This window comes from Nocardioides halotolerans DSM 19273 (genome assembly GCF_000422805.1).
GTDB classification, from domain to species: Bacteria; Actinomycetota; Actinomycetes; order Propionibacteriales; family Nocardioidaceae; genus Nocardioides; species Nocardioides halotolerans.
The window spans coordinates 216924-240379 of record NZ_KE383925.1 but is presented as its reverse complement, the minus strand read 5'-3'; the positions used below and the strand labels follow the sequence as shown (position 1 = coordinate 240379).

Sequence of the window (23456 nt, the reverse complement as noted above, 5' to 3'; positions counted from 1 at the left end):
CTCACTGGGCCACCACGTGGCCAGCGCTCTTGGCCGGGCAGATCGGCTCGAACGGGCACTCGCGGCACTGGTCGCCGACGATCGCCGGGAACTGCTCGGCGCGGAGCAGCTGCGCTGCGCGCGCGAGCTGTCCGCGCAGCGCGGTGCGCTCGGGCCCGTCGTCAGCCTGCGCGCCCTGCGTCTGGACGACGGCGTCGGGTCCGCCGTCGCGGAGGCCGAGCTGCACCAGCTCGGCACCGCCGGCCTCGGCCCGGCCTTCGGGGAGCCCCGGGAGGCCGTCGATGGCGCCCTGGTCGACGGCGAGCTGGTAGAGGCCGAGCTGCACGTTGGTCGCCAGCGACTTGTCGGTCGGCTTGGAGCGGGTGGTCTTGAGGTCGACCACGACGACTCGCCCGTCGGCGTCGAGCTCGAGCCGGTCGGCGTAGCCGGCGAGGCGGATCCGCTCGCCGTCGGGCAGGTCGACGACCGCCCGGAACTCCTGCTCGATGCCGATCACGGTGCGGGCGTTGGCGGTGTGCCACGAGAGGAAGCGCCCCAGCGCCGCGCGGGTGCGCTCGAGCTCGCGGGCGCGGGCCCACGGCGTGCGGAACTCCATGCGGTCCCAGACCGCGCCGACGTGCTGCATGAGCGCCTCGACGCCGGCCTCGTCGGGGGTCACGTCGAGCTCGCCCGCGGCGATGCGCTGGGCGAGCGCGTGGACGATCTCGCCGAGGTTGGCCGACTGGTGCGAGCGCGTGACGCCGCCCGCCTCGCGCGCGAGGAACCACTGCGTCGGGCAGGTGGTGATGGCGTCGAGCAGGCTCGCCGAGACCGGCACCGGCTGGTCGGGGTCGCGCAGGGGCCGCACCGACCTGGTCGCCGCGCGGGTGCCCCACCACGTCGACGGGTCGGCCATCGGCACCAGCGCCCGGTCGCCGGTCGTCTCGGCCGCCAGCCGGGCCAGTCGCCGGGCGGCCGCCTGCCGGAGCGCCGGGCTCACGGCGGGATCGGCGGCGGTGCGGCGCAGCTCGCTGACCAGGCCGCCGAGGGACAGCGTCCGGGCCGGGCGGCCCTCGACGACCTCGATGCTGACGCCGAGCTCCTGCAGGAACCGCGACGGCTGGTCACCGTCGTCCTCCGGCGAGGCCACCGCCGTCACGACCAGGCGCTCGCGAGCGCGCGTGCAGGCGACGTAGAAGAGCCGCCGCTCCTCGGTGAGCATCTCGCGGGCGGTGGTGGCCGGCACCAGGCCGTCGGTGCCGATCCGGTCGGCGCCCAGCAACGTCGAGCGGCGCCGCAGGTCGGGCCAGCCGTCCTGCTGGACGTGGGCGACGACGACGAGCCGCCACTCCAGGCCCTTGGCGCGATGGGCGGTGAGGAGGCGGACGGCGGCTCCGCGGGCGCCGCGCTCCGCAAGCGTGTCGGCGGGGATCTGCTGGGCGACGAGGGTGGCGAGGAACTCGCGGGCGCCCACGCGGTCGCGGGTCTCCTCCGCCCGCGCGGCCGCCTCGAACAGCGCGCAGATCGAGTCGAGGTCTCGGTGGGCTCGACGGGCGGCCCCGCCGCCGAGCTCGACGGACCGGCGCAGCCGCGTGGGCCAGGACGTGCCCGACCACAGCGTCCAGAGCAGCTCCTCGGCCGAGGCGCCCTCGTCGAGCTGGGCGCGGGTGCGCGCCACCAGCCCGGCGACCGCCCGGGCCCGGTCGACCTCGGGGCCCTCGAGCCCGTCGAGCAGGCTGGGAGCGAGCACGGCGAGCCGGACCAGCTCTCGCGAGTGGACCGGCGGTCGCTCCTCGGCGGCGGCCGCGGCCTTCTCGCGCTGGCGAAGCTGACGCGCCAGGCGGCGTACGTCGCCCGCGTCGAGCCCGCCGAGCGGACCGGTGAGCAGCGCCTCGGCCCGCGCCGCGTCGATGTGGTCGGGGTGGTCGACGTCCGCGTTGTCGAGGTTGAGCACGACCCTCATGGCATCGATAAGCGGCAGCGCCGCGGGGTCGCGCACCAGCGGCACCTCGTCGCTCGCCACCTCGACCGGGACGCCGGCCGCGCCGAGCGAGCGCCGCAGCGGCTGGATGGACGCCCGGCCTGAGCGGACCAGCACCGCCATCTCGTCCCACGCGATGCCGTCCTCGAGGTGCGCGCGCCGCAGCAGGTCGGCGAGGTGCTCGGCCTCGGCGCGGTCGCTGTCGAAGGTGCGCACCGTGACCCGGCCGTCGCCGTGGTCGCCGGCCACCGCGCGCGGCTCGAGGAAGGCCGTGCGGGCCTGCTCGGGGATCGCGCCGGGCAGCCCGATGCGCTCCGCGACCCGCTGGGCGGCGGTGAGGATGCGCGGGCCGAACCGGCGCGTGGTGCCGAGCGCCACCACCTCCGCAGGGCTGCCGTCGGCCTGCGGGAACTCGGTCGCGAAGTCGAGGATGCCGCGCACCTCCGCGCCCCGGAACGCGTAGATGGACTGGTGGGGATCGCCGACCGCGACCAGGTTGCGGCCGTCGCCGGCGAGGGCGCGGAGCAGGGCGACCTGGCCGGAGTCGGTGTCTTGGTACTCGTCGACGAAGACGTGCGCGTAGGTGCCGCGCAGCTCGTCGCGGTGGACGGTGGCCTCGATGGTGGCGCGCCGGATGAGGTCGGCGTAGTCGACTGCCCCGCGGTCGTCGAGGATCGTGAGGTACTGCTCGAGGAACGCGCCCGCCGCGACCAGCTCGGGCAGCCCCTCGCGCTCGCCGAGCTCGGCGAGCTGGTCGCCGTCGAGCCCCTTCTCGCGGGCGCGGGAGAGCACTGCGTGCACCTCGCCGGCGAAGCCGCGCGTGCCGAGCGCGACGCGCAGCGACTCGGGCCAGCGCACCGACTCGGGGTGGTCCTGGAGCAGCTCGCGCAGGACGACGTCCTGCTCCGGCGCGGACAGCAGGCGCAGCGGGCCGACGTAGAGCTGCGCGGGGGCGTAGCGACGGATCAGGCCGTAGGCGAAGGAGTGGAACGTCGACCCGATGCTGGCCGACATCGTGCGGCCGACCCGCGCGCTGACGCGGTCGCGCAGCTGCTCGGCCGCCTTGCGGGAGAAGGTCAGCGCCAGGATCTGGTCGGGGTGGACGCCCTCGTCGATGCGCCGCACGATCGCCTCGACCAGCGTGGTCGTCTTGCCGGTGCCGGGGCCGGCCAGCACCAGGAGCGGCCCGGCGTCGTGGTAGACGACGCGCTGCTGCTGCTCGTCGAGGACGGGCGTCTCGACGGTGAGCGAGGGCCGGACCAGGTGGTAGGTGGTCGCGGTCTCGGTCACCGGATCACTCCATCACGAACCGCCGACACACGCGTGCGCGCACGGCCGTCGTGTCGTGGCACGCGCGTCCGCGGCTCTGCCAGAGTTCAGCCATGACAGCGGAGGCGACCGCGAAGAGCCAGCCGTCGCGGTGGGCGAGCAAGGCCGTGCCGGCGACCGTCGTCAGCGTGCTGGTCCTCGGGATCACCCTGACGTGGACGTTCTTCTCGATGCGCGCGGTGATGAACGTGGGCGGCGCCTGCGCCGACGGCGGCCCGTACGTCAGCGCGCAGCCGTGCCCCGACGGCTCCTACCTCATCGCGATCGCGGCGCCGGTCATGATCATCACGGCGATGGCCGGGTCGGCCGCGGCGCTCTCGATCAACGCGCCCAACCTCCTGATCCCGATGTGGGGACTGCTGTTCGGGTCGCTGGGGTGGAACTTCCTCGAGTACGCCGTCAAGGGTGACGGCATCGTCTGGGGCTGGATGGTCTGCGGCGTGATGTTCTGGCTGATGGCCGCGCCGGCCGTGTTCGGGATCCTCGTCGGCATCAAGAACGCCGTGCTCCCGCCCGCCCGGCAGCCCTCGACCGGCTCGCGGTGGTGGGTGCCGGCGTACGCCGCGCTCGGCGCGGTGGGGTTCCTCGCCGGCGTCTGGTCCTACAACGCGCTGAGCTAGGCCTACCTACTCGACCGGCCGCTCGTTGTAGATGCCGGCCTCGACCTGCCCGGTGATCCGCTGGATGGCGGCCATCACCTCGTCGGTGGCCTCGCGCCGCGCGCGGCCGGACGGCACCCCGTCGAAGCGGCCCCGGAAGTCGATCGGCGCCCCGAACTCGACGGTGATCGGGACCACCCGCGGCCGCCTGGAGCCCACCGGCTGGACGTGCTGGGTGCCGGTCAGGCCGACCGGCACGACCGGCACGCCGGCCGTCAGCGCGAGGTGGGCGACGCCGGTGCGGCCGCGGTAGAGCCGCCCGTCACGTGACCGGGTCCCCTCGGGATAGATCCCGAAGGCCTCTCCCCTGCCGAGCACCTCGAGGGCGATGTCGAGGCTGGCGATCGCGGCGCGGCTGTCGTCGCGGTCGACCGGCAGCATGCCGAGGCCCTCGAACCAGACCCGCGACGCGAGCCCCTTCAGGCCGCTGCCCGTGAAGTAGTCGGACTTCGTCAGGAACACGACCTTGCGCGGCGCCACGGTCGGGATGACCACGGAGTCGACGAAGCTGAGGTGGTTGCTGGCCAGGATCACGCCACCCGACCTCGGCACGTGCTCGAGCCCGCGGATGGTGGGCCGCCAGATCGCCTTGAGCGCCGGCGGGAGGACCGCGTGCATCACGTCGTAGAGCACCCGACGAGTGTCGCGCCTACCGCGAGGTATGCCGAATCGCGTCCACGAGGGAGCGGAGGTGTCCGAGACAGGCGAAGGGCCCGAACAAGTATGAGTTGTTCGGGCCCTTCTTGCACCCCCACCGAAGTGGCGGTGCAGGAGAAGTTCTATTGCCTCCGGCGGCGGCCGCGCAAGGGGTCCCGGCAACATTCTTCCGGTTCCACAGCTTCATCCACCGGCCAAGGAGGTTTCTCCACCGGTTCGCGGAGTTTGTGCACAGGCCAGACCCTCACACCTCGCGCGGCACGGGCAGGTCGGGTGGTTCGGGCTCCCAGAACGCCGCGGCCATGTCGACCGCGCCGGAGGGCCGCAGCGGGGTGCCCTCGTCGAGGTAGTGCGGGCGCGCGTTCTCCTCGTGGCTCGGCGGCAGCGACCCGTCGGCGCGGACCACCCGCCACCACGGCACCGGGCCGCCGTGCCGCGACATCACCGCGCCGACCTGGCGGGGACCGCCGCCGACCACGCCGGCGATCGCGCCGTACGACGTGACGCGGCCGCGCGGGATCTCCTCGACGACGGAGAGGACGAGCTCGACGTACTCCTCGGGGTCGGGCGTGCTCGAAGCCTTTTCGCGGTCCCCGCGGCGTCGTTCGGCGGAGGAGCGAAGCGCGGGAGCCGGAGAACGCCGTGGGGTGATCACGCGTCGGCCTCGCGCATGGTCACGGCGGTGGCGGCGACGATGCAGACGACCACGGCGCAGGCGAGCCCCGAGATCCAGATGCCCGGCGGCTCCGGCTGGTCGTCGACGAGCGCCGCGACCAGCCACACGAGAGGGGCAGCCACGGCGACTCCGAGGCCGCGGCGCACCCAGCGAGTCAGCAGCGCCGCGCCGATCGGGAGCGAGGTCGGTCCGTAGGACAGCAGCACGGCCGCCACGTGCGTGGCCAGCAGGAGGAGCGCCGCCGGGATCGCCTCGACGCGGACGCCGTCGGCGGTGTCAAGCGCCCACCAGAAGACCACGAGCCCCAGGCATCCGGTGCCGAGCGGCGACTCCGGCATCGCCGCGAAGCCCAGCGACAGCACGACGGTGAGCGCGACGAACCAGCCGTGCGGCAGGTCGGCCGGACGGGCGACGAGCAGCGCGAGCACCGGCCCGACCAGCACGACGGCGCGCAGCACGAGGCGCGGGCGCGACTCGTTGAGCAGGAGGTTCACGGGGCCGCGACCCCGGGCAGCGCGCGCGGCACGTCGGCGCGTCGGGCCAGACGGCGCAGCACGTCGTCGAGGGTGCCTCCCCCGCGCCACGGGATGACGGGGCAGCCGAGGGCCTCGAGGCCGGCCAGCACCTGGTCGCGCTCCAGGCGGCGCATCCGCCAGGCGAGGTCGACCAGCCGTGGGTCGACGCCGTCGGGCGTACGCGGGCTGGCGTCGGGCGGCAGCGTGTCGACGACCACGACGGGCAGGCCGCGCTGCACCAGGCTCGCGGTCGCGGTGACGATCGCCGGGCCGAGCATCGGTGAGAACACGAAGACCACGCTGCCGCCGCTGACCCGGAGCTGGATCCGCTGGGCGATGCCCTCCGGGAGCTCTCCCGCGCGGACGCCGGCGAGCAGGTCGAAGATCGCGCGCAGGTGGCGGGTGCCGGCGCCCAGGCCGAGCAGCCCGCCGTCGCCGCCGACGATGCGCAGGCCCACCCGGTCGCCCGCCCGGACGTGGTGCTCGGCGACGGCGGCCGCGGCGCGCACGCCCTGATCGAGGCTGCTCGCCTCGCCGTCGAGGCCGCCCGAGTGGCCGTGGTCGCCGAGCGCGTCGACCACGAGGAGGACGCCGCTGTCCTCCTCGGCCGGGGACGTCGTGACGTGCAGCTCGCGGCTGCGGACCGAGACGCGCCAGCTGATCCGGCGCAGCCGGTCGCCGGGCCGGAACGGCCGGATGTCGGCGAACTCGACGCCCGACCCGAGGCGCGGCGAGCGGTTGACGCCGACCAGCCCGACCGGCCGCGGCGTCTCCGCCCGCGACACGAAGCGCTGGGTGTGCGGCAGCACCCGCAGGCCGTCGCCGTGCAACCCGACCGGCCCCCACCGGTAGCCGGCCCACGGGGTGGTGAGGCAGACCTGCTCCTCGCCCAGCACCCGGCGGCCCCAGCGGCGTGGACCGACCTCCAGCGTCGGCAGGTCGGGGACGAGGCCGGCGGCCAGCCCGGTCGGCGGGTGCAGCGCGACGAACGGCGTCGGGGCCATCACGCGGGCCACGTGCTCGACGTCCTCGCCGTCGCGCAGCGTGAGCCGCGAGGTGGTGCCCTGGCCCTCGTGGAGCCACCGGTGGTCGAGCGCGGCGACCACCACCGGCGCGGAGTCGGGCCGGTGGAGCAGCCCGAACGCCGCGAGCAGGATGAACGGCGCGCCCAGCACCATCACGGTCGGCGCGGAGCCGACGACCGCGGCCACCACGGCGACGGCGCCGACGACGACCGCGCGGGCCAGGGCCGGTGTGGGACGCCAGCGCGTGGTCACGGGTGTTCGAGCGTGGCCGGGGTCGGGACCTGCACGAGCACGGCGTCGACGATCGAGCGGCCGGTGGTCTGGGTCATCCACAGCTCGGGACGCACGGTGACCCGGTGCGACAGCACCGCGCGCGCAACCGCCTTGACGTCCTCGGGGATCACGTAGTCGCGGCTGCGGAGCGCGGCGAACGCGCGGGCGGTGAGGACCAGGCCGAGCGACCCACGCGGCGACGCACCGGTAAGCGTGTCGCGGTGGTCGCGGGTCGCCGCGGCGAGCGCCACGCAGTAGTGGCCGATGCTCTCGTCGACCCGGACGGTCTCGACGGCGGCCTGGACGGCGCGCAGCCCGGCCGGGTCGGTGACCGGCTCGAGGTCGACCTCCTCCTGGCGCCGCGCGACGCGGCGGGCGATGACGTCGTACTCCTCGTGCGCCGCCGGGTAGCCGAAGCCGACCCGCAGCAGGAACCGGTCGAGCTGCGCCTCGGGGAGCGGGTAGGTGCCTTCGTACTCGATCGGGTTGGCGGTCGCGAGCACGTGGAACGGCTCGGCCAGCGGGAACGTCTCGCCCTCGACGGTGACCTGGCGCTCCTGCATCGCCTCCAGGAGGGCGGACTGGGTCTTGGGCGGCGTGCGGTTGATCTCGTCGGCGAGGAGCAGGCCCGTGAAGAGCGGGCCGCGGCGGAACTCGAACTCCCCGGTGCGCTGGTTGTAGAGGAAGGATCCGGTGAGGTCGGACGGCAGCAGGTCGGGCGTGAACTGCGCGCGGGCGAAGTCGAGGCCGAGCGCCCGCGCGAAGGAGCGGGCGGCCAGCGTCTTGCCGAGCCCGGGGTAGTCCTCCAGCAGCACGTGGCCCTTGGCCAGGATCGCGCACAGCACCAGTCGCAGTGCTTCCTGCTTGCCGACGATCGCCTTGCCGACCTCGTCGAGCACGCGGCCGGCGATCGCCGAGGCCTCCTCGATGGTCGGTGCCTCCGGAGCCGTGGTCACAGGTCCTCGATTCCCTTCACGCAGCGGTCGATCTGGTCGGGTGTGAGCTTGGTCGGGCTCTCCTGCAGCACGCGGCGCAGGTCGTGGCCCAGCAGCCCCTCGGCACGCGGGTCGTCGACCGAGAGGTCGTGGCGGACCCGAAGGGTCCGGTCGGTGAGCTCGCGGAGACGGTGGCGGAGCGCGCCGTCGGCTCCCCGGGCGGTCAGGTGGGTCTCGAGGACGCGGAGGTACGACGCCGTGCGGGGGTCGAGCCGCCCGAGCCCGGGCTCCGGCTCGACCTGCGTCGACCACGCGGCGGGCTCGACCGGCGACGCGTCGACGAGCAGCGCCGAGGCGCAGACCACGAGCGCCACGACGAGCGCGAGCCGCAGCTCGTCGGCCTCGCCGTGGATCAGCAGGACGGCCGCCTCGATGCCGCCGAAGGCCACGAGGCCGCCCGCCAGCCGCCACCACCAGCGGCGCCGGCCCGTCATCGGCCTACCGGCTGGCGCAGGCTCCGGTGGACGCTGTCGAGCGCGTCGAGGGCCTCGCTCCGGTGGCGGTCGGTCATCGGGTGGTCGGAGAACCGCGCCTCGCGGTAGAGGTCGGCGAGGCGCGAGACCGCGCCGCGGTCGGCCCCGACCAGGTCGAGGACGCCGAGCACGAACTCCGCCGTGGTCTGCCAGGCGTGGCGCTGGACCCCCGCCCGGACCGCCTGCTGCTCGAAGCGGTGCCAGCACTCGACGATCGCGTTGCGCGGCTCGGCGCCCGCAGCGAGCTCGCGACGCTGCTCCTCGGCGTCCTCCGACATCACCTCGGTGACCTGGGCGGCCGAGCCGATCACCTCGAAGGCGACGTCCTCGGGCAGGCGCCGGCGCCGCCGTGGGCGGGCCAGCCACCACCGTCGCAGCCGGCGCAGCAGCCGACCGACGAGGAACACGACCACGCCGATGGTGAGGAGCTCGAGGACGAAGGCGATCGTGCCGAGCCAGCCCGGCGGCTCGCCGCGCTCCTTCTGGCGCTCCTCGGCGATCGGGTCCTTGGGGTCACCCAGCGCGGTCGCGCTGACCGATGGCTCGTCGGGGCGGATCCGGTCGACGTGACCACCCGACACCACCCGGTCGGGCCCGATCGAGGCCGCCCACGTGACCAGCACGAGCAGGAGCCCCACCGCACCGATGACGGCGACCACCGCCGACGTACCGGAGCGGGCTGGGGAGGTCACGGGGCGAACGTAACCGCGGCGACCGACCCAAAGCGATCACGTGCCGGTCACGAATCGGGCCGGTGAGCGCCCATCACCCCCGCCGGTGGGTGAACGCTCATCAACTCCGCAGGTTGATGAGCGTTCACCCACCGGCCGCGGACAGACCGAGGCCCCGTCCGGCGCGTGGACGGGGCCTGGGCCGTCCGGTCCGTGCGGAGGCACGGACCGTTGCTCCCTGGGGAGTGGTCAGAGGACGGGGTCGAACGGCTCGGTGCCGAGAGCCAGCGTCAGACCGGCGATGCCGGAGCTGGCCTGGGCGAACGCCAGCTCGTGAGCGAGGTCGCCGATGTTGTTGGACAGCGGGAGCGGCAGCAGGCCGAGCGTGGAGAGGACGCCGACCGCCTTGCCGTCGGCCGAGACGAACGCCGAGCCCGAGTCGCCGGGGACGCCCGGCGTGACGGTGTAGAGCGGGTGGGACCAGCCACCGTCCGCGGCGTCGTCGCCGAGGCTGATGCCGGTGTGGGGCGAGAGCGGGCTCAGGCCGGCCCGGAGGCTGGAGTTGCCGTAGGTGTAGACGCGGTCGCCGGGGGCCGTGCCGTCGGTGTCGATGCCGGTCGGGCCGCCCCAGAACGGGATCGACGGGTTGACCTTGCCGACGTCGGCGGCGTCGACCCGGACCAGCGCGAGGTCGTTGTAGGCGCAGGCGTTGGCGTCGTCGGTGCCCAGCGACTTCATCGTGAGCCAGGAGGAGTAGACGAGGGTGCCGCGGCCGACCACGGTGCCCTCGGAGAGGAGGTTCCCGCCCTCGTTGAAGGTGACCGCGGTGCCGAGCGGCAGCGAGCCCGCCTGGCAGCCGTTGGTGTCGGTGGCCTCGCCGGTGCCGGCGCAGTGCGCGGCGTACCCGACGTAGACCGAGCCGTCGGAGCCGGTGAAGACGAAGTTGGCGGTGCACTGGGCTCCGGCGGTGTACATCATCGTGCCGGGGTGGATCTTCGCCGTCGCGGCGGGCGCCCACTGGGGCGCGGCCTGGGCGGGCTCCGAGGTCACGGCGGTGGCGCCGAGCAGCGCGCTGGCCAGCACGGCGAGGACGGCGACGGTTCGACGGAGCAGGCGGTTCATGGGAAACCCAACGAGAGGGGGCCCGATCGGGTTACGTGGACGTAGTCATTTGTGACTACTCGGCCCTCGGAGCCGGGCACGTGCCCGACGTCCCGGACAGGGCCTGAGCGGCAGGCACGTCGACGGCGTCTGGGACCATCGGTCCATGGCTGACGGTCCGCTCTCCGACCTGCTCGTGCTCGACCTGACGCGGGCCCTGGCCGGCCCGCACGCCGCGATGATGCTGGGCGACCTCGGGGCGCGGGTCATCAAGGTGGAGCCGCCGGCCGGGGACGACACGCGCTCGTGGGGACCGCCGTTCGTGGGGCCGGAGGACGACCGCCAGTCGACGTACTTCCTCTCGGCGAACCGCAACAAGGAGTCGCTGGTCCTCGACCTCAAGTCGCCGGACGACCGTGACGTGCTCGCGCGCCTGGTCGAGCGCGCCGACGTGCTCATGGAGAACTACCGGGTCGGCGTGCTCGACCGGCTGGGCTTCCCGGTGTCGCGGCTGCACGAGCTCAACCCCCGCCTGGTCGTGCTGTCGATCACGGGGTTCGGGCACGACGGCCCCGAGGCGACGCGCGCAGGCTACGACCAGATCGCGCAGGGCGAGGGCGGGCTGATGTCGATTACCGGCACCTCACAGCCGACCAAAGTGGGCGTGCCGATCGCGGACCTCATCGCGGGCATGAACGGCGCCTTCGGCGTGCTCGCCGCGTTGCACGAGCGGGCGACCACCGGCCGCGGGCGGGTGGTGCGCACGTCGCTGCTGGCCGGCATGGTCGGCGTGCACGCGTTCCAGGGCACCAAGTGGACCGTGGCCGGCGAGGTACCGGGACTGTCGGGCGACCACCACCCGTCCATCGCGCCGTACGGCATGTTCGCGACCGGCACCGCGCCGATCCAGATCGCCTGCGGCTCGGAGAACCTGTGGCGCGCGCTGTGCGCCGCGCTCGGCTGGGACGCGGCCGAGGCGGGCTTCGCCACCAACCCCGAGCGGGTCGCGAATCGCGACGCGTTGATCGCGAAGCTCGAGTCGCAGTTCGCGCCCGCGGACGCCGAGCACTGGCTCGCGCTGCTCGCCGAGGCCGGCGTGCCGGCCGGCAAGGTGCGGACGATGGACGACGTCTACTCCTGGGACCAGGTGCTGTCGCAAGGGCTGCGGCTCTCGGTCGACCACCCGACGCTCGGGACGGTCGACCTGCCCGGCCCGCCGCTGCGCTTCGACGACAACACCTACGCCGGTGGCCGCTCCTCGCACGTCGCTCCCCCGACGCTCGGCCAGCACAACGAGTCGATCCGGGAGTGGCTGGACTCCTCCGACTCGTGAGCCGCGACTGACCGCTTCGCTGCCCGGCGCGGGGCCAGGGCAAGCCAGGGCAGCGGTCAGCCAGCAACCCGCCGGGGTCTCCATCCGGCCACCCTGAGGTTGCCTGCTCACCGCTGCACCGGCGCGGCCCACCTCAGCGGTCAGCCAGCAACCCGCCCAGACCCCGAACCCGCCACCCGACGTTGCCTACTCACCGCCGCACCGGCGCAGCCCACCTCAGCGGTCAGCCAGCAACCCGCCCAGGCCCCGAACCGGCCACCCGAGGTTGCCTGCTCACCGCTGCACCGGCGCACGCCACCTCAGCGGTCAGCCAGCAACCCGCCCAGGCCCCGAACCCGCCACCCGACGTTGCCTACTCACCGCTGCCCTGCCCAGCCCGAGCTCAGCCCAGGTCGACGATCGCGGCCACCGGGCCGCCGCCGTCGGGGCCCTGGTGGGCGGCCGAGACCGAGACGAACACGGCCGGGTCGCCGGTCACGGCGGCGGTGACGCCGCCGACGCAGGCCTTGATCTGGCGGTGCCAGTGGACGTCGGAGTCGTCGAGCATCGCGTTGCGGCGGCCCCGGACCTCGCCGTCCTGGGAGGCCTCGCACTTGAGGAACACGTTGACCAGCCGGCCGTCGAGGTCGCTCGGGTGCGGGCGGTCGGGAAGGTCGAGGCCCGCGTCGCGGATGGCGTTCCAGATGCCGTCCTGGTCGAGGGCGTCGTTCATCACCGAGTGGCCGATGCGGTAGCGGCCGCCGACGCCGGGCGCGTTGCCGACCACGACGACCTGGGCCTGGTCGAGCTCGACGCCCGAGGAGCAGGACGCGACCGACGAGAACAACGACCGGTCGTGCATCACGTCCTCGTCAGAGGGCATGTCGATCTCGCCGAGCGCGACCGCGATGCCCAGGGCGGTGCAGCCGTTGGAGAGGTCCATCGACTGGTGGGTCTCCTCGGTCCACACCGTCTTGCCGCGCGACTTCGCGTCGCGGATGGTGTGGATCGTCAGGAGCGGGGTCTTGGTCTGGACGTAGTGGACGTCGGCCGGGTCGGTGATGCCGGCGCGCTCCATGGCGACCTTCACGGCGTCGGCGACCTTGGTGATCATCGGCGTGCGGCCGATGTCCTCCGGCAGCAGCTGCTCGCTCATCGCGAAGCCGACGGTGAGCCGCGGCTCGTCGGTCGGGGTCACGTCCTCCGGCGGGACGGTCGCGAAGATCGTCGCGTGCGGGCTGATCACGCCGTCGGTGCCGCCCGACCACACGATCGGGATCTGCTTGACCGCGTCGGCGGCGGCGCCCTTCTCGACGAGCACCTCGCGGAACGCCCGGTCGGCGATGATCCGGGTGTAGTCGTTGACGCCGCCGTTGCCCTCGGTCTTGCCGATGATCGCGACCACGCGGTCGGCGTGGAGCACGCCGTCGTCGATCAGCGTGGCGAGCTCGCTCGCGTCGGCGACGGAGTGGATGGGGACCTTGCGTACTTCGATGGCGTCGGGCATGGGGCCACTCTCTCAGGTTGCGGGTACGACGACGGTGCCCACGTCGCCCCGGAGGGCGCCGGTCAGGTGGGCGAGATCGGTGATGATCGCACGGCTCCCGCCGCGCTCGACGAAGCGGCACGCTGCGTCGACCTTCGGGCCCATCGAGCCGCTGGCGAAGTGCCCCTCGGCGGCGTACGCCCGCAGCTGGTCCACCGTGACGGTGCCGATGTCCCCGGCCTCGGGCGTGCCGTAGCGCAGCACGGCGTGCGGCACGTCGGTCGCGATCACGAGCACGTCGGCCCCGACGGTGCGCGCGAGCAGGGCCGCGCCGAGGTCCTTGTCGATGACGGCCTCGACGCCGCGCAGGTTGCCGTCGCCGTCGCGCACGACCGGGATGCCCCCGCCGCCGTTGGCCACGACCACGAACCCGCCCTCCACGAGCGCCTGGACGGCCGGCGCGTCGATGATCTCGAGCGGCTCGGGCGAGGCGACCACGCGCCGCCAGCCCTTCTCGCCGCGGTCCTCCCACGTCTCGCCGTGCTCGACGAGCAGCTGCGCCTCCTCGGCCGGCAGGAACCGCCCGATGGGCTTGGTCGGGTGCTCGAAGCCGGGGTCGCTGCTGTCGACGAGCGCGCGTGTCACGACGGCCGCCGAACGGCGCAGCACGCCGCGGCGCAGCAGCGACGCGTCGAGTGCGTCCATCAGCACGAACCCGAGCGTCGCCTGGGTCTGCGCGCCGCACCAGTCCAGCGGGACGGGGGGTACGACGGCGGCGGCGAGCTCGTTCTTGACCAGCAGGTTGCCGACCTGGGGGCCGTTGCCGTGGGTGATCACGACCTCGACGTCCTGGGCGAGGAGGTCGGCCACGGCCTCCATCGCGACCTCGGCGGCGGCGATCTGGTCCTCCACTCGCGCCCGACCCTCGGCGTTGGTCATGGCGTTCCCGCCCAACGCAAGCAGCACCCTCACGCGTGGACCCTAGGGCATCGCGCCCGGGCCGAGGTGGAGGCCGGGCCCCCGTGCTGTCGGTCAGGCGAGGACGAAGTAGCGGAGCCAGATGTAGGCCCAGCCGACGGCCAGCGACGCGAAGGTCACGACCAGGCCGTAGCGGGTGAACTGCCAGAAGCTGATGCGGTGACCGGCCCGGTGGGCCAGACCGAGGACGACCACGTTCGCCCCCGCCGCCACCGCGGTGGTGTTGCCACCGAGGTCCGCGCCGAGGACGAAGGACCACCAGAGCGGGCTCCCCGAGCCGGAGTTGGGCGACGCCGCCACCATGTCGTCGACGATCGGGACGGTCGCCGCGGTGTAGGGGATGTTGTCGACGAAGCCGCCGACCACGGCCGAGCCGAACAGCAGCACCGACGAGGCGAGCAGCTCGTGCTCCGCCATCGCGTCGGCGGCGACCCGCCCGAGGTCGCCGATGACGCCGACCTCGACCAGGCTCCCGACGAGGACGAAGAGCGCCATGAAGAACGCGAGCGTCGTCCACTCGATCTCGGCGAGGAACTCCTCCGGGCTCGCCCCCGAGACCACCACCATCGCTCCCGCACCCAGCATCGCGACGATGGAGGGGTCGAGGTGGAGCATGTGGTGGAGGCTGAACGCGACCATCGCGAGCCCCAGCACGACCAGGCAGCGCACCAGCAGCCGGATGTCGGTGATCGCCTCGCCCGGCCGGATGTCCGCGATGTCGTTGTGCGTCGGCTGGTCGAGCTCGCGACGGAACATGAACCGGCAGAGCACCACCAGCCCGACGGTCATGACGACGGTGATGGGCAGCGAGTGCACCAGGAAGTCGTTGAACGTCAGCCCGCCGCGACTGGCGATGATGATGTTCGGCGGGTCCCCGATCAGGGTCGCCATCCCGCCGATGTTGGCGGCGAACACGACGGTCATCAGGTACGGCGCCGGCGACAGGCCGAGCCGCGCGCAGACCTTGAGCACGACGGGCGTCACCAGGAGCACGGTGGTGACGTTGTCGAGGATCGGTGAGGGCACCGCGGTGACCAGGACGGTCAGCGCCAGCAGGCGGCGCGGGTCGCCGTGGGACTTCCGGGCCGCCCACAGGGCGAGGAACTCGAACAGCCCCGTGTGCTTGAGGATGCCGACGATCACCATCATCCCGAACAGCAGGAAGATGACGTTCCAGTCCACGCCGGTGTCCCGGTCGAAGAACGCGCTGTCGGCGTCCACGAGCCCGATGGCCGTCATCGCCGCCACGCCGCCGAGGGCTGCCGCCACGCGGTGCACCTTCTCGGTCGCGATGAACGCGTAGGTGATCGCGAAGATCGCCACGGCCGCGACGACGACACGGTGATCGGTGGCCGCGGCCTCCAGGGCGCGCACGACCATCAGGTCACGGACGTCCACGGTTGGCGGCAGGCTCGTCGACAGGGACATCGATCAGGACGTCGACCTCGACCAGGTCGAGGTCGAGGAGGGTCACGCCGTGGTCGTCGACCGCAGCGCTCACGGCGTGCCTGATCGGCAGGCCGGCGACCACCCCGGCGCGCAGCAGGTCGGCGGCCGGCCGGGACCCCACCACCCCGGCGACCGCCGCCTCGGCGGCCCCCTCCGCGGGAGGCCACGGATCGGCGTACGGCTGCCCGGGCCGAGGGGCGAGGAGGGAGATGTGGGCCTCGGCGAGCACCAGCACCCGTACGCCGTCGGACGTCGCCGCGCGAACCATCAGCGGCACCTCGTGCACGCCGGCCGGCTCGGTCACGAACCGGTCCAGCACCGGCACCCGCGCCGCCAGCCCCAACCCGCAGACCCGGCGCACCAGGCCCCCTCGGGTGACCACGATCCGGTGCCCCTGCGGCACCGGCCGGAGCGCGGTGGCGAGCCAGCAGACGACCGGCAGGGCGAGCGCGATGCCGACCGTCGTCGTCGTCACGGTCATGGGCCCTCCGTCCGTCTGCTGGCTCGCCCCCAGTCTTCGAGGCCGACGGGCCGGACTGAATGGGTGCTGCCACCCATCTCCGCCCTGACGGGTCCCGCTCCCTTGGCCCGGCCGCCGCTCTCGGAGAGGCTGGCGTCGTGCGGTTGTACTGGAAGGTCGTCCTCATCAACGGCGTGGTGCTCTGCCTCGCCCTGCTGGCGCTGGTGCTGGGCCCGATGAGCGTGAGCCGGAGCACCGTCGCCTCCGAGGTGCTGGTGCTGGCGGGCGGCCTGGCCGCGATCCTGCTCACCAACGCGCTGCTGCTGCGCTCGAGCCTGGCCCCCGTCGACCGGGTGGTCCGCGCGATGGCGTACGTCGACCTCACTGGCCCTGACGGTCGCCTCGCCGCGCCGCCCTCAGGCCCCGGACGCAGCCTGGTGGACGGGTTCAACGCGATGCTCGACCGGCTCGAGGAGGAGCAGGGCACCAGCAACGCCAAGGCGCTCGCGGCGCAGGAGGCCGAGCGGCACCGCATCGCGCAGGAGCTGCACGACGAGGTCGGCCAGCACCTCACCGTGGTGCTGCTCGGGCTCAAGCAGCTCGAGGGTCAGGTCCCCGCGGCGCAGGCCGCGGAGGTGGCGGTGCTGCGCGAGAGCGTCCGCGACGGTCTCGACGACGTACGCCGGGTCGCCCGCCGGCTGCGACCCGGGGTGCTCGAGGACCTCGGGCTGACCAGCGCGCTCGCCGCGCTGACCAACGACCTCGGCCGGCACCACCCGGCGGAGGTGCGACGCGTGATCGCCCCGGGGCTGCCCGGGCTGGCCAGCGACACCGAGCTGGTGGTCTACCGCGTCGCGCAGGAGGCGCTCACCAACGCCGCCCGGCACTCCCGCGCGAAGCAGGTCACCCTGTCCCTGGTCAGGATCGGCGAGGGGCTGGTGCTCGAGGTGGCGGACGACGGCATCGGGTTCGACGCGTCCACGTCCGGCGCCGGGCTTCGGGGCATGCACGAGCGCAGTCGGCTGGTCCGGGGTGACCTGCGGATCACCAGTCGTCCGGGGCAGGGCACCACGGTGCGGCTCGCCGTACCCCTCGCGGTCGGACCCTCGTGACCGCGCCGGCGCGGCTGCTGCTCGCCGACGACCACGCCCTGGTGCGCCGCGGTGTGCGCCTGATCCTCGAGCAGGAGCCCGACCTGACCGTCGTCGCCGAGGCCGGAGACGGCGCCGAGGCGGTCGAGGTGGCACGGCGTACGCCGCTGGACCTGGTGGTCCTCGACATCGCCATGCCCCGGATGACCGGCCTCCAGGCCGCACGCGAGATCGGCCGCGCGCGCACCGGCTCCCAGCCACCGAAGCTGCTGATGCTCTCGATGCACGACAACGAGCAGTACTTCTTCGAGTCGCTGAAGGTCGGCGCGTGCGGCTACGTCCTGAAGTCGGTCGCCGACGAGGACCTGGTCGGCGCCTGCCGGGCCGCGCTGCGCGGCGAGGCGTTCGTCTACCCCGGAGCGATGAGTGCGCTGGTCCGCGACTACCTGGGGCGGCTGCGGCGCGGGGAGCGGGTGCCGTCGACGGTGCTGACCGAGCGCGAGGACCAGGTCCTGAAGCTGATCGCCGAGGGGTCGTCGTCGAAGGAGATCGCCCGCGAGCTGACCATCGCGGTCAAGACCGTCGAGCGGCACCGCGCCAACATCCTGGCGAAGCTCGACATGCGGGACCGCACCCAGCTGACCCGCTACGCGATCAGGGCCGGCCTCATCGAGCCGTGAGGCCCGGGCGCACCCTCGTCGTGCGGGTGTCGCCGGAGCGCGCCCCGACCTCCCGTGGCCGAGTGGGTACCGCTCTCGCGGAGAGGGAGGTGAGCGAGATGCGTATTCTCCGTGCTCTCGTGGGGTCCGTGCTGTGGATCCTTGCCGGTGTCCTGGGCCTGGTGGGCGTGCTCCTGAGCGTGACCCTGATCCTGCTGCCCCTGGGCATTCCGGTGCTGATGCTGTCGAAGAAGCTGTTCTCCTACGCGATGACGCTGATGGTCCCCCGCAAGGTCCGCCACCCGGTGGCCGAGCTGGGCAAGTCGGCTCGGCGCAGCGCGGGGAAGGCGCGGGACGCGGCTCCCAGCGTCGACACCAAGAAGCTGACGAGGGCGGCCCGCCGCACCCGGAAGAAGGGTCGGTCGTTCGTCAAGCAGCAGCGGAAGCGGTTCGCCTGAAGGACCCGAGCGGCCACGCAGGGGCGACGCGGCCGCGGCTGCCCGCTCAGGCGCCGAAGCGGCGCTGCAGGTCGGCGTAGGACACGGCGCCGTCGAGGAAGCCCAGCGTGCCGGAGTCGAGCAGCTCGCGACCGGCCCGCTCGAGGAAGCTGAGGGCGGCCCGGGTGAGGCTGCCGCCCAGGCTGACCCGCTTGACCCCGAGCGAGAAGAGGGTGGGCGCGTCGGTCGTGCTCGCCAGCCCGGCGACGATGTTGAGCGGGGCGGGAACGGCGGCGGCCAGGCGCCGGACGTCGTTCTCGTCGGAGACACCCGGCACGAACACGCAGTCGGCGCCCGCCTCGGCGTAGCGCGTCGCCCGCTCGACCGTCTCGTCGAACACGTCGCCGGTGGTGCCGCCGAACCACGTGTCGGTGCGCGCGTTGATCACGAAGGTCCCGGCCGGGGCGGCCGCCCGCGCGGCAGCGATGCGCTCGACGGCCTCGTCGATGGGGAACAGCGTGCCGCCGACCTGGTCCTCCAGGTTGGCGCCGACCACGCCGACCTCGACGGCACACGTCACGGTGCGCGCGACGTCGTCGGGGGTCGCGCCGTAGCCCGACTCGAGGTCGGCGCTCACGGGGACGCCCACCGCGGCGACGATGCGGCCGACGTGCTCGAGCATCGTCTCGGCGTCGAGGTGTCCGCCGTCGGGCAGACCGCACGCCCACGCGATCCCCGCGCTGGTGGTGGCGATCGCCGGGAAGCCGACCTGCTCGAGGATGCGGGCGGAGCCGGCGTCCCAGGCGTTGGGGAGCACGAGGCCGGTGCCGTGGTGGAGCGCCAGGAAGTCAGCCGCGGAGGTCACCGCCCCACGGTAGGCCCGGCCGCCGACCACGGTCGGGGCGGGAGCGCTACAGGACGTCGACCTCGGCGTGGGCCGGGCCGCCGGACAGGCGGGCGTAGCCCGGGCCGCGGTCGAAGAACGCCTCGGTGGGCGCCGGGCGGGCCGCACGCTCGGCGTCGGTCGCCGCGGCGTCGTGTGACAGCGAGTCGTCGTCCAGCGAGCCGGTGAGCACCACGCCGTAGTCGGCCAGCGCCGCCTCCGGTGACACCTTGCGCCAGACCACGTCGCGAACGACGAGGGCCGGGTCGCGCTCGAGCGGGTTGCCCCAGCCACCGCCCCCGGTCGTGCGGATGCGGATCACCTCGCCGGCCTTGACCGGCTCGGCGTCGGCGAGCGCGTCGACCTCGCGCTCGGCGGGGCCGCCGGGGTCGATCGTGACCTCGAACGGCCGGCCCGCCTTGCCGCCCTTCACGCCCCAGCACGCGAGGATCGAGCGGTCCGCGATGGACATGAAGTGGCCGTCCTTGAGCATCCGGATGTGCTTCTCGTAGCCCAGGCCGCCGCGGAACTGCCCGGCTCCCCCGCTGTCGACGGCGAGGGACAGCGACTCGACCCGGAACGGGAACCGCGCCTCGGTGAACTCCGTGGGCAGGTTCCGCGAGTCGGGTACGACATGGATCGTGTCCTCGCCGTCGGCGTAGTAGCGGCCTCCTGAGCCGCCGCCGAGCACCTCGCGCATGAGGTAGGGCCGGCCCTCGAGGTCCTCGCCGTAGACGCCGGTGTAGCGGATCGTCTCCTGGTCGGCCGGCATCCGGCCGTCGACGGCCTTGGCCACGACCCCGGCGAGCACGCCGAGCAGGCGCAGGATCACGAAGGTGCGGGCGTTGGTGGGCGCCGGGAAGACCGGCGTCAGGAGCGTCCCGGGCGGCGGGAACCGCATCTCGATCAGCGGCACGATGCCCTCGTTGACGTCGAGCTCGGCCATCCGCTCGGGGGTGTCGGCGAGGTTGCGCAGGATCGGCGCCAGCCACTTCTTGAGGAAGACCCCGTCACTGGCGTCGCCGACGTGGTTGATGGGTCCCTTGGCCTGCGGGCTGGTGCCGCCGAAGTCGAGGATCAGCCGCTCGCCACTCTGCCCATCAGCACCAGGGTCGTCGGCGGCCGTGCGGGTCAGCGTGATCCGCTGGGTGTGCAGCATCGGCTCGTCGACGCCGTCGTGCTCCGCGTAGTCCTCCCAGACCCAGGTGCCGACCGGGATCTTGCCGAGGATCTCGCGCCGGTAGGTCTCCGTCGTCCGGCTCAGGATCGCGTCGAAGCACGATTCGACCGTCTCGACGCCGTACCGGTCGAACAGCTCGCCCAGCCGGCGCGCGCCCATCAGGCAGGCCGAGCACTCCGCGTCGAGGTCGGCGGCCAGCGACTCGGGCATCCGGGAGTTGCGGGTCATGATCGTGAGCGCCGCGCGGTTGGGCACCCCGGCGTCCCAGAGCCGGATCGGGGGGACCATCAGGCCCTCCTCGAAGACGCTCGTCGCGTGGCTCGGCATCGAGCCGGGCACGGCGCCGCCGATGTCGTCGTGGTGGCCGAACGCCTGGACGAAGGCCACGACCCGGCCGCCGCTGAAGACCGGCACCGTCACGCACAGGTCGGGCAGGTGGCCGATGCCGCCCTCGGAGCGGTAGACGTCGTTGTGGAAGAAGACGTCGCCCTCGCGCATCTCCTCGAGCGGGAAGTCGCGCGCGACGGGGTGGACGAGCGCGGAGTACGAGCGCCCGGTCAGCTTGCGCAGCAGCCGGTCGTGGATGCCGGCGCGGAAGTCGTGGGCGTCGCGGATCATGGGGCTGCGGCTGGTGCGCCCGATCGCGGTCTCGACCTCCATCTCGACCGAGGCCAGCGAGCCCTGGACGATCTCGACCAGCACCAGGTCGGCGCCGGCGCCGGCGTCCGCGGTGAGGTGGCCGTAGGGGAACTGGGTCGGCGCCCTCCTGCTGTCGCTCACGCGTCCTCCCTCGTCACGATCAGGTTGAGGTACTCGTCGACCCGCACCCCGAAGCCGGGGTGCACCGGCACCGTCGACCCGAACTCCTCGATGATCACCGGCCCCGCGACCTGCTGCCCCGGGGCGAGCGTGCTCCGCTGCACGACCGGCGTGTCGACGTACCCCTGCTCGGCCTCGAAGCAGACCCTCCGCCCTCCGTCGAGTGACCCATTCAGCAGGTCGGGAGCGTTCCCAGACCTGCCATCTGGGTCACTCGACGGCGAATGGCGGCGGATCTCGGGCCGCCGGATCGGACCGATGCCGGAGACACGGAGGTTGACCCACTCGACCTGCTGGGTGGGGTCTCGGGAGAAGTCGTAGCCGTAGAGCGCCCGGTGCTCGGCGTGGAAGCGGTCGGCGACCTGGGCGAGCACGGCCGCGTCGACCGGGCCGTCCGGCACCGCGACGCGCACCTCGAAGGCCTGGCCGAAGTAGCGCAGGTCGGCTGTCCGGGCGAACTGGTGCTGCTCGGGCGCGAAGCCCTCCTTCGCGAGCGCCTCGGCGGCGCGCGTGGCGAGCTGGTCGTACGCCGCCGCGACCGTGGCCGGGTCGAGCGCCGAGGCCAGGGCGACGTGGGTCTGCACGTAGTCGTTCTTCACGTCGACCGTGAGCAGCCCGAACGCCGAGACGTTGCCCGGGTTGGGCGGCACCAGCACGGTCGGGATGCCGAGCACGTCCATCAGCCGGCACAGCAGCAGCGACCCGGAGCCGCCGAACGTCGTCAGCGTGAAGTCGCGGACGTCGAGCCCGCGCTTGACCGTGACCTGGCGCAGGGCGTTGGCCTGGTTCCAGGCCGAGATCTCGAGGATGCCGGTGGCGCAGGCCTCCGGCGAGAGGCCCAGCTCGGAGGCGAGCGCCTCGACCCCGGCCCGAGCGGCGTCGACGTCGAGCGGGATCTCCCCGCCGAGCAGGTGCGGCGGGATCCGGCCGAGCACGACGTGGGCGTCGGTGATCGTGACCTCGGTGCCGCCCTTGCCGTAGCAGAGGGGGCCGGGGTCCGCGCCCGCCGACTGCGGGCCGACCTTGAGCGTGCCCTCGGGCGAGAGCCAGGCGATCGAGCCGCCGCCCGCACCGACCGTGACGACGTCGATCATCGGGATCTTCGACGGGAACGCCCCGACCGAGCCCTCCGTCGTGAGCGTGGGCTCGCCGTCGATCACGACCGACACGTCGGTCGACGTGCCGCCACCGTCGGAGGTCAGCACGCGGTCGAAGCCCGCGACCTTCGCGATCAGCGCCGCGCCCAGCGCACCCGCCGCCGGCCCGGACAGCACGGTGGTGATCGGCTGGTGCACCACCTCGTCGGCCGAGAGCACGCCGCCGTTCGACTTCATCACGTAGAACGGGATGACCCGGTCGTCGTACGACGTGAGGCGCGCCTTGATGTTGTTGACGTAGGCCGAGAGGCGCGGCTTGACGGCGGCGTCGACGAGCGTCGTCATCGCGCGCTCGTACTCGCGGTACTCGCGCAGCACCTCGCTGGAGAGCGACACGACGGCGTCGGGGTGCTCCTCGCGGAGGACCTGCCGCATCCGCTCCTCGTGCACCGGGTCGGCGTAGGCGTGCAGGAAGCACACCCCGAGCGTGTCGACGCCGTGGTCGCGGAACCACCGCGCGACGGCCCGCGCGCCGCCCTCGTCGAAGGGCCGCACCTCGTCGCCGTTCACGTCCAGCCGGCCCTCGACGCCCTTGACCAGATCGCGAGGCACGATCCGGTCGGGCTTGACCCAGAAGTAGCTGTTGCCGTAGCCGTCGGGCACCGACTGCCGGGCGATCTCGAGCATCGCCTCGTAGCCGGTGTTGGTCACGAACCCGAGCCGGTCGACCTTGCCCTCGAGCAGCTGGTTGGTCGCGACGGTGGTGCCGTGCGACACCGCGTCGATGTCGGCGCCGGTCGCCCCGAGCAGCCCGAGCACCTTGTCGATGCCGGCCAGGAAGCCGTCGGCCGGGTTGCCGGGCGTCGACGGGGTCTTGGTGGTGACCAGCTCACCGGTGTCCTCGTCGAAGGCGACCACGTCGGTGAACGTGCCTCCGGTGTCGATGCCGATGCGGATGCGGCGCGCCATGGGGCCACTCTGTCAGGCCCGCGAGGTGGCGCGACGGGTGCACACTTGCTCCATGGCGGAGGACAGCGACATCCAGGGCAGGATCAGCTCGCTCATCGACGAGGAGCACCGGTTGCGTGCCTCGCTCCAGGCCGGCGAGATCACTGCCGACGACGAGCACGCGCGGCTCAAGGACATCGAGGTCGAGCTCGACCAGTGCTGGGACCTGCTGCGGCAGCGCCGCGCGAAGCGGGAGTACGGCGAGAGCGCGGACGACGCCGCCGTGCGCGACCCGGGCACGGTGGAGACCTACCTGGGCTGAC

Annotated in this window: 22 protein-coding genes; 6 read left to right on the top strand and 16 right to left on the bottom strand. The window is 73.4% G+C overall.

What is annotated here, in order from left to right; all coding sequences use genetic code 11:
- Position 1 precedes the first annotated feature (1 nt).
- The gene (locus G514_RS0121335) at positions 2–3250 is read right to left on the bottom strand and encodes an ATP-dependent helicase (RefSeq protein WP_036565800.1); all 3249 of its coding nucleotides are present in this window, start codon (positions 3248–3250) and stop codon (positions 2–4) included.
- 92 nt (positions 3251–3342) lie between these two features.
- Here G514_RS0121335 and G514_RS0121330 point away from each other — a divergent pair, with 92 nt between their 5' ends.
- On the top strand, positions 3343–3909 hold the full coding sequence (locus tag G514_RS0121330; protein WP_028653406.1) for a hypothetical protein: 567 nt from the start codon (positions 3343–3345) through the stop codon (positions 3907–3909).
- 6 nt (positions 3910–3915) lie between these two features.
- Here G514_RS0121330 and G514_RS0121325 read toward each other — a convergent pair whose 3' ends face one another.
- From G514_RS0121325 to G514_RS0121295, 8 genes are all read right to left on the bottom strand, one after another.
- Complete coding sequence (locus G514_RS0121325) at positions 3916–4581, bottom strand: lysophospholipid acyltransferase family protein (protein WP_245582296.1); 666 nt, start codon at positions 4579–4581, stop codon at positions 3916–3918.
- A 268-nt stretch (positions 4582–4849) separates the two neighbouring features.
- Entirely contained in the window at positions 4850–5260 is a 411-nt protein-coding gene (locus G514_RS28215; protein ID WP_342662601.1) for an MGMT family protein, read from the bottom strand.
- Positions 5257–5775 (bottom strand): hypothetical protein, encoded by a 519-nt coding sequence (locus tag G514_RS30525; protein ID WP_028653404.1) that lies wholly within the window; start codon positions 5773–5775, stop codon positions 5257–5259. Before G514_RS30525 ends, G514_RS28215 begins: the two co-directional genes overlap by 4 nt.
- Positions 5772–7073 (bottom strand): DUF58 domain-containing protein, encoded by a 1302-nt coding sequence (locus G514_RS0121310; RefSeq protein ID WP_028653403.1) that lies wholly within the window; start codon positions 7071–7073, stop codon positions 5772–5774. The genes G514_RS30525 and G514_RS0121310 overlap by 4 nt, the downstream gene beginning before the upstream one ends.
- Positions 7070–8050 carry an AAA family ATPase gene (locus tag G514_RS0121305; protein ID WP_051247979.1) on the bottom strand — a complete coding sequence of 327 codons (981 nt, stop codon included), beginning with the start codon at positions 8048–8050 and terminating at the stop codon, positions 7070–7072. Before G514_RS0121305 ends, G514_RS0121310 begins: the two co-directional genes overlap by 4 nt.
- A complete protein-coding gene (locus G514_RS28210) occupies positions 8047–8523 on the bottom strand; it encodes a hypothetical protein (RefSeq protein ID WP_036565797.1) in 477 nt (158 codons plus the stop codon). The genes G514_RS0121305 and G514_RS28210 overlap by 4 nt, the downstream gene beginning before the upstream one ends.
- Positions 8520–9254, bottom strand: coding sequence for a DUF4129 domain-containing protein (locus tag G514_RS0121300; RefSeq protein WP_157545100.1), 735 nt, complete (start codon positions 9252–9254; stop codon positions 8520–8522). The genes G514_RS28210 and G514_RS0121300 overlap by 4 nt, the downstream gene beginning before the upstream one ends.
- A gap of 228 nt (positions 9255–9482) precedes the next feature.
- Complete coding sequence (locus G514_RS0121295) at positions 9483–10355, bottom strand: S1 family serine peptidase (protein WP_028653400.1); 873 nt, start codon at positions 10353–10355, stop codon at positions 9483–9485.
- 145 nt (positions 10356–10500) lie between these two features.
- Here G514_RS0121295 and G514_RS0121290 point away from each other — a divergent pair, with 145 nt between their 5' ends.
- Positions 10501–11667, top strand: a complete 1167-nt coding sequence (locus G514_RS0121290; RefSeq protein WP_028653399.1) for a CaiB/BaiF CoA transferase family protein — start codon at positions 10501–10503, stop codon at positions 11665–11667.
- A gap of 382 nt (positions 11668–12049) precedes the next feature.
- On the opposite strand, the gene bar is transcribed toward G514_RS0121290, so the two are convergent.
- Genes bar through G514_RS0121270 form a run of 4 tightly spaced genes read right to left on the bottom strand, consistent with a single transcriptional unit; the run spans position 12050 to position 16040 of the window.
- Positions 12050–13153 carry a barbiturase gene (gene bar, locus G514_RS0121285; RefSeq protein ID WP_028653398.1) on the bottom strand — a complete coding sequence of 368 codons (1104 nt, stop codon included), beginning with the start codon at positions 13151–13153 and terminating at the stop codon, positions 12050–12052.
- A gap of 12 nt (positions 13154–13165) precedes the next feature.
- Positions 13166–14104, bottom strand: a complete 939-nt coding sequence (locus G514_RS0121280) for a carbamate kinase (protein WP_028653397.1) — start codon at positions 14102–14104, stop codon at positions 13166–13168.
- 60 nt (positions 14105–14164) lie between these two features.
- Positions 14165–15508, bottom strand: a complete 1344-nt coding sequence (locus G514_RS0121275) for an ArsB/NhaD family transporter (RefSeq protein ID WP_245582295.1) — start codon at positions 15506–15508, stop codon at positions 14165–14167.
- A complete protein-coding gene (locus tag G514_RS0121270; protein ID WP_051247977.1) occupies positions 15495–16040 on the bottom strand; it encodes an SPFH domain-containing protein in 546 nt (181 codons plus the stop codon). The genes G514_RS0121275 and G514_RS0121270 overlap by 14 nt, the downstream gene beginning before the upstream one ends.
- Before the next feature lie 137 nt (positions 16041–16177).
- Between G514_RS0121270 and G514_RS0121260 the strand changes: the two genes are divergently transcribed.
- From G514_RS0121260 to G514_RS30520, 3 genes are all read left to right on the top strand, one after another.
- Complete coding sequence (locus tag G514_RS0121260; protein ID WP_028653394.1) at positions 16178–17131, top strand: sensor histidine kinase; 954 nt, start codon at positions 16178–16180, stop codon at positions 17129–17131.
- Positions 17128–17790 (top strand): response regulator, encoded by a 663-nt coding sequence (locus G514_RS0121255; RefSeq protein WP_028653393.1) that lies wholly within the window; start codon positions 17128–17130, stop codon positions 17788–17790. The genes G514_RS0121260 and G514_RS0121255 overlap by 4 nt, the downstream gene beginning before the upstream one ends.
- 98 nt (positions 17791–17888) lie before the next feature.
- Positions 17889–18227: a hypothetical protein gene (locus G514_RS30520; RefSeq protein WP_028653392.1), complete on the top strand. Its 339-nt coding sequence runs from the start codon at positions 17889–17891 to the stop codon at positions 18225–18227.
- Positions 18228–18273: 46 nt separating this feature from the next.
- Here the strand turns inward: G514_RS30520 and G514_RS0121245 are convergent, their stop codons facing one another.
- Genes G514_RS0121245 through G514_RS0121235 form a run of 3 tightly spaced genes read right to left on the bottom strand, consistent with a single transcriptional unit; the run spans position 18274 to position 23154 of the window.
- Positions 18274–19071, bottom strand: a complete 798-nt coding sequence (locus G514_RS0121245; protein WP_028653391.1) for an isocitrate lyase/PEP mutase family protein — start codon at positions 19069–19071, stop codon at positions 18274–18276.
- A 46-nt stretch (positions 19072–19117) separates the two neighbouring features.
- Complete coding sequence (locus tag G514_RS0121240) at positions 19118–21049, bottom strand: hydantoinase B/oxoprolinase family protein (protein ID WP_028653390.1); 1932 nt, start codon at positions 21047–21049, stop codon at positions 19118–19120.
- Entirely contained in the window at positions 21046–23154 is a 2109-nt protein-coding gene (locus G514_RS0121235) for a hydantoinase/oxoprolinase family protein (RefSeq protein ID WP_028653389.1), read from the bottom strand. The genes G514_RS0121240 and G514_RS0121235 overlap by 4 nt, the downstream gene beginning before the upstream one ends.
- Positions 23155–23206: 52 nt before the next feature.
- On the opposite strand from G514_RS0121235, the gene G514_RS0121230 reads away from it, so the two are divergent.
- Positions 23207–23455: a DUF2630 family protein gene (locus G514_RS0121230; RefSeq protein WP_028653388.1), complete on the top strand. Its 249-nt coding sequence runs from the start codon at positions 23207–23209 to the stop codon at positions 23453–23455.
- The last annotated feature ends 1 nt before the right edge of the window (position 23456 follow it).

What these genes read in the sequence shown, in the direction of transcription:
- G514_RS0121295 (WP_028653400.1), bottom strand. Translation starts at nt 10,355, where the DNA reads ATGAACCGCCTGCTCCGTCGAACCGTCGCCGTCCTCGCCGTGCTGGCC.
- G514_RS0121235 (WP_028653389.1), bottom strand. Translation starts at nt 23,154, where the DNA reads ATGGCGCGCCGCATCCGCATCGGCATCGACACCGGAGGCACGTTCACC.
- G514_RS0121330 (WP_028653406.1), top strand. Translation starts at nt 3,343, where the DNA reads ATGACAGCGGAGGCGACCGCGAAGAGCCAGCCGTCGCGGTGGGCGAGC.
- G514_RS0121230 (WP_028653388.1), top strand. Translation starts at nt 23,207, where the DNA reads ATGGCGGAGGACAGCGACATCCAGGGCAGGATCAGCTCGCTCATCGAC.
- G514_RS0121270 (WP_051247977.1), bottom strand. Translation starts at nt 16,040, where the DNA reads ATGACCGTGACGACGACGACGGTCGGCATCGCGCTCGCCCTGCCGGTC.
- G514_RS30520 (WP_028653392.1), top strand. Translation starts at nt 17,889, where the DNA reads ATGCGTATTCTCCGTGCTCTCGTGGGGTCCGTGCTGTGGATCCTTGCC.
- G514_RS0121290 (WP_028653399.1), top strand. Translation starts at nt 10,501, where the DNA reads ATGGCTGACGGTCCGCTCTCCGACCTGCTCGTGCTCGACCTGACGCGG.
- bar (WP_028653398.1), bottom strand. Translation starts at nt 13,153, where the DNA reads ATGCCCGACGCCATCGAAGTACGCAAGGTCCCCATCCACTCCGTCGCC.
- G514_RS28210 (WP_036565797.1), bottom strand. Translation starts at nt 8,523, where the DNA reads ATGACGGGCCGGCGCCGCTGGTGGTGGCGGCTGGCGGGCGGCCTCGTG.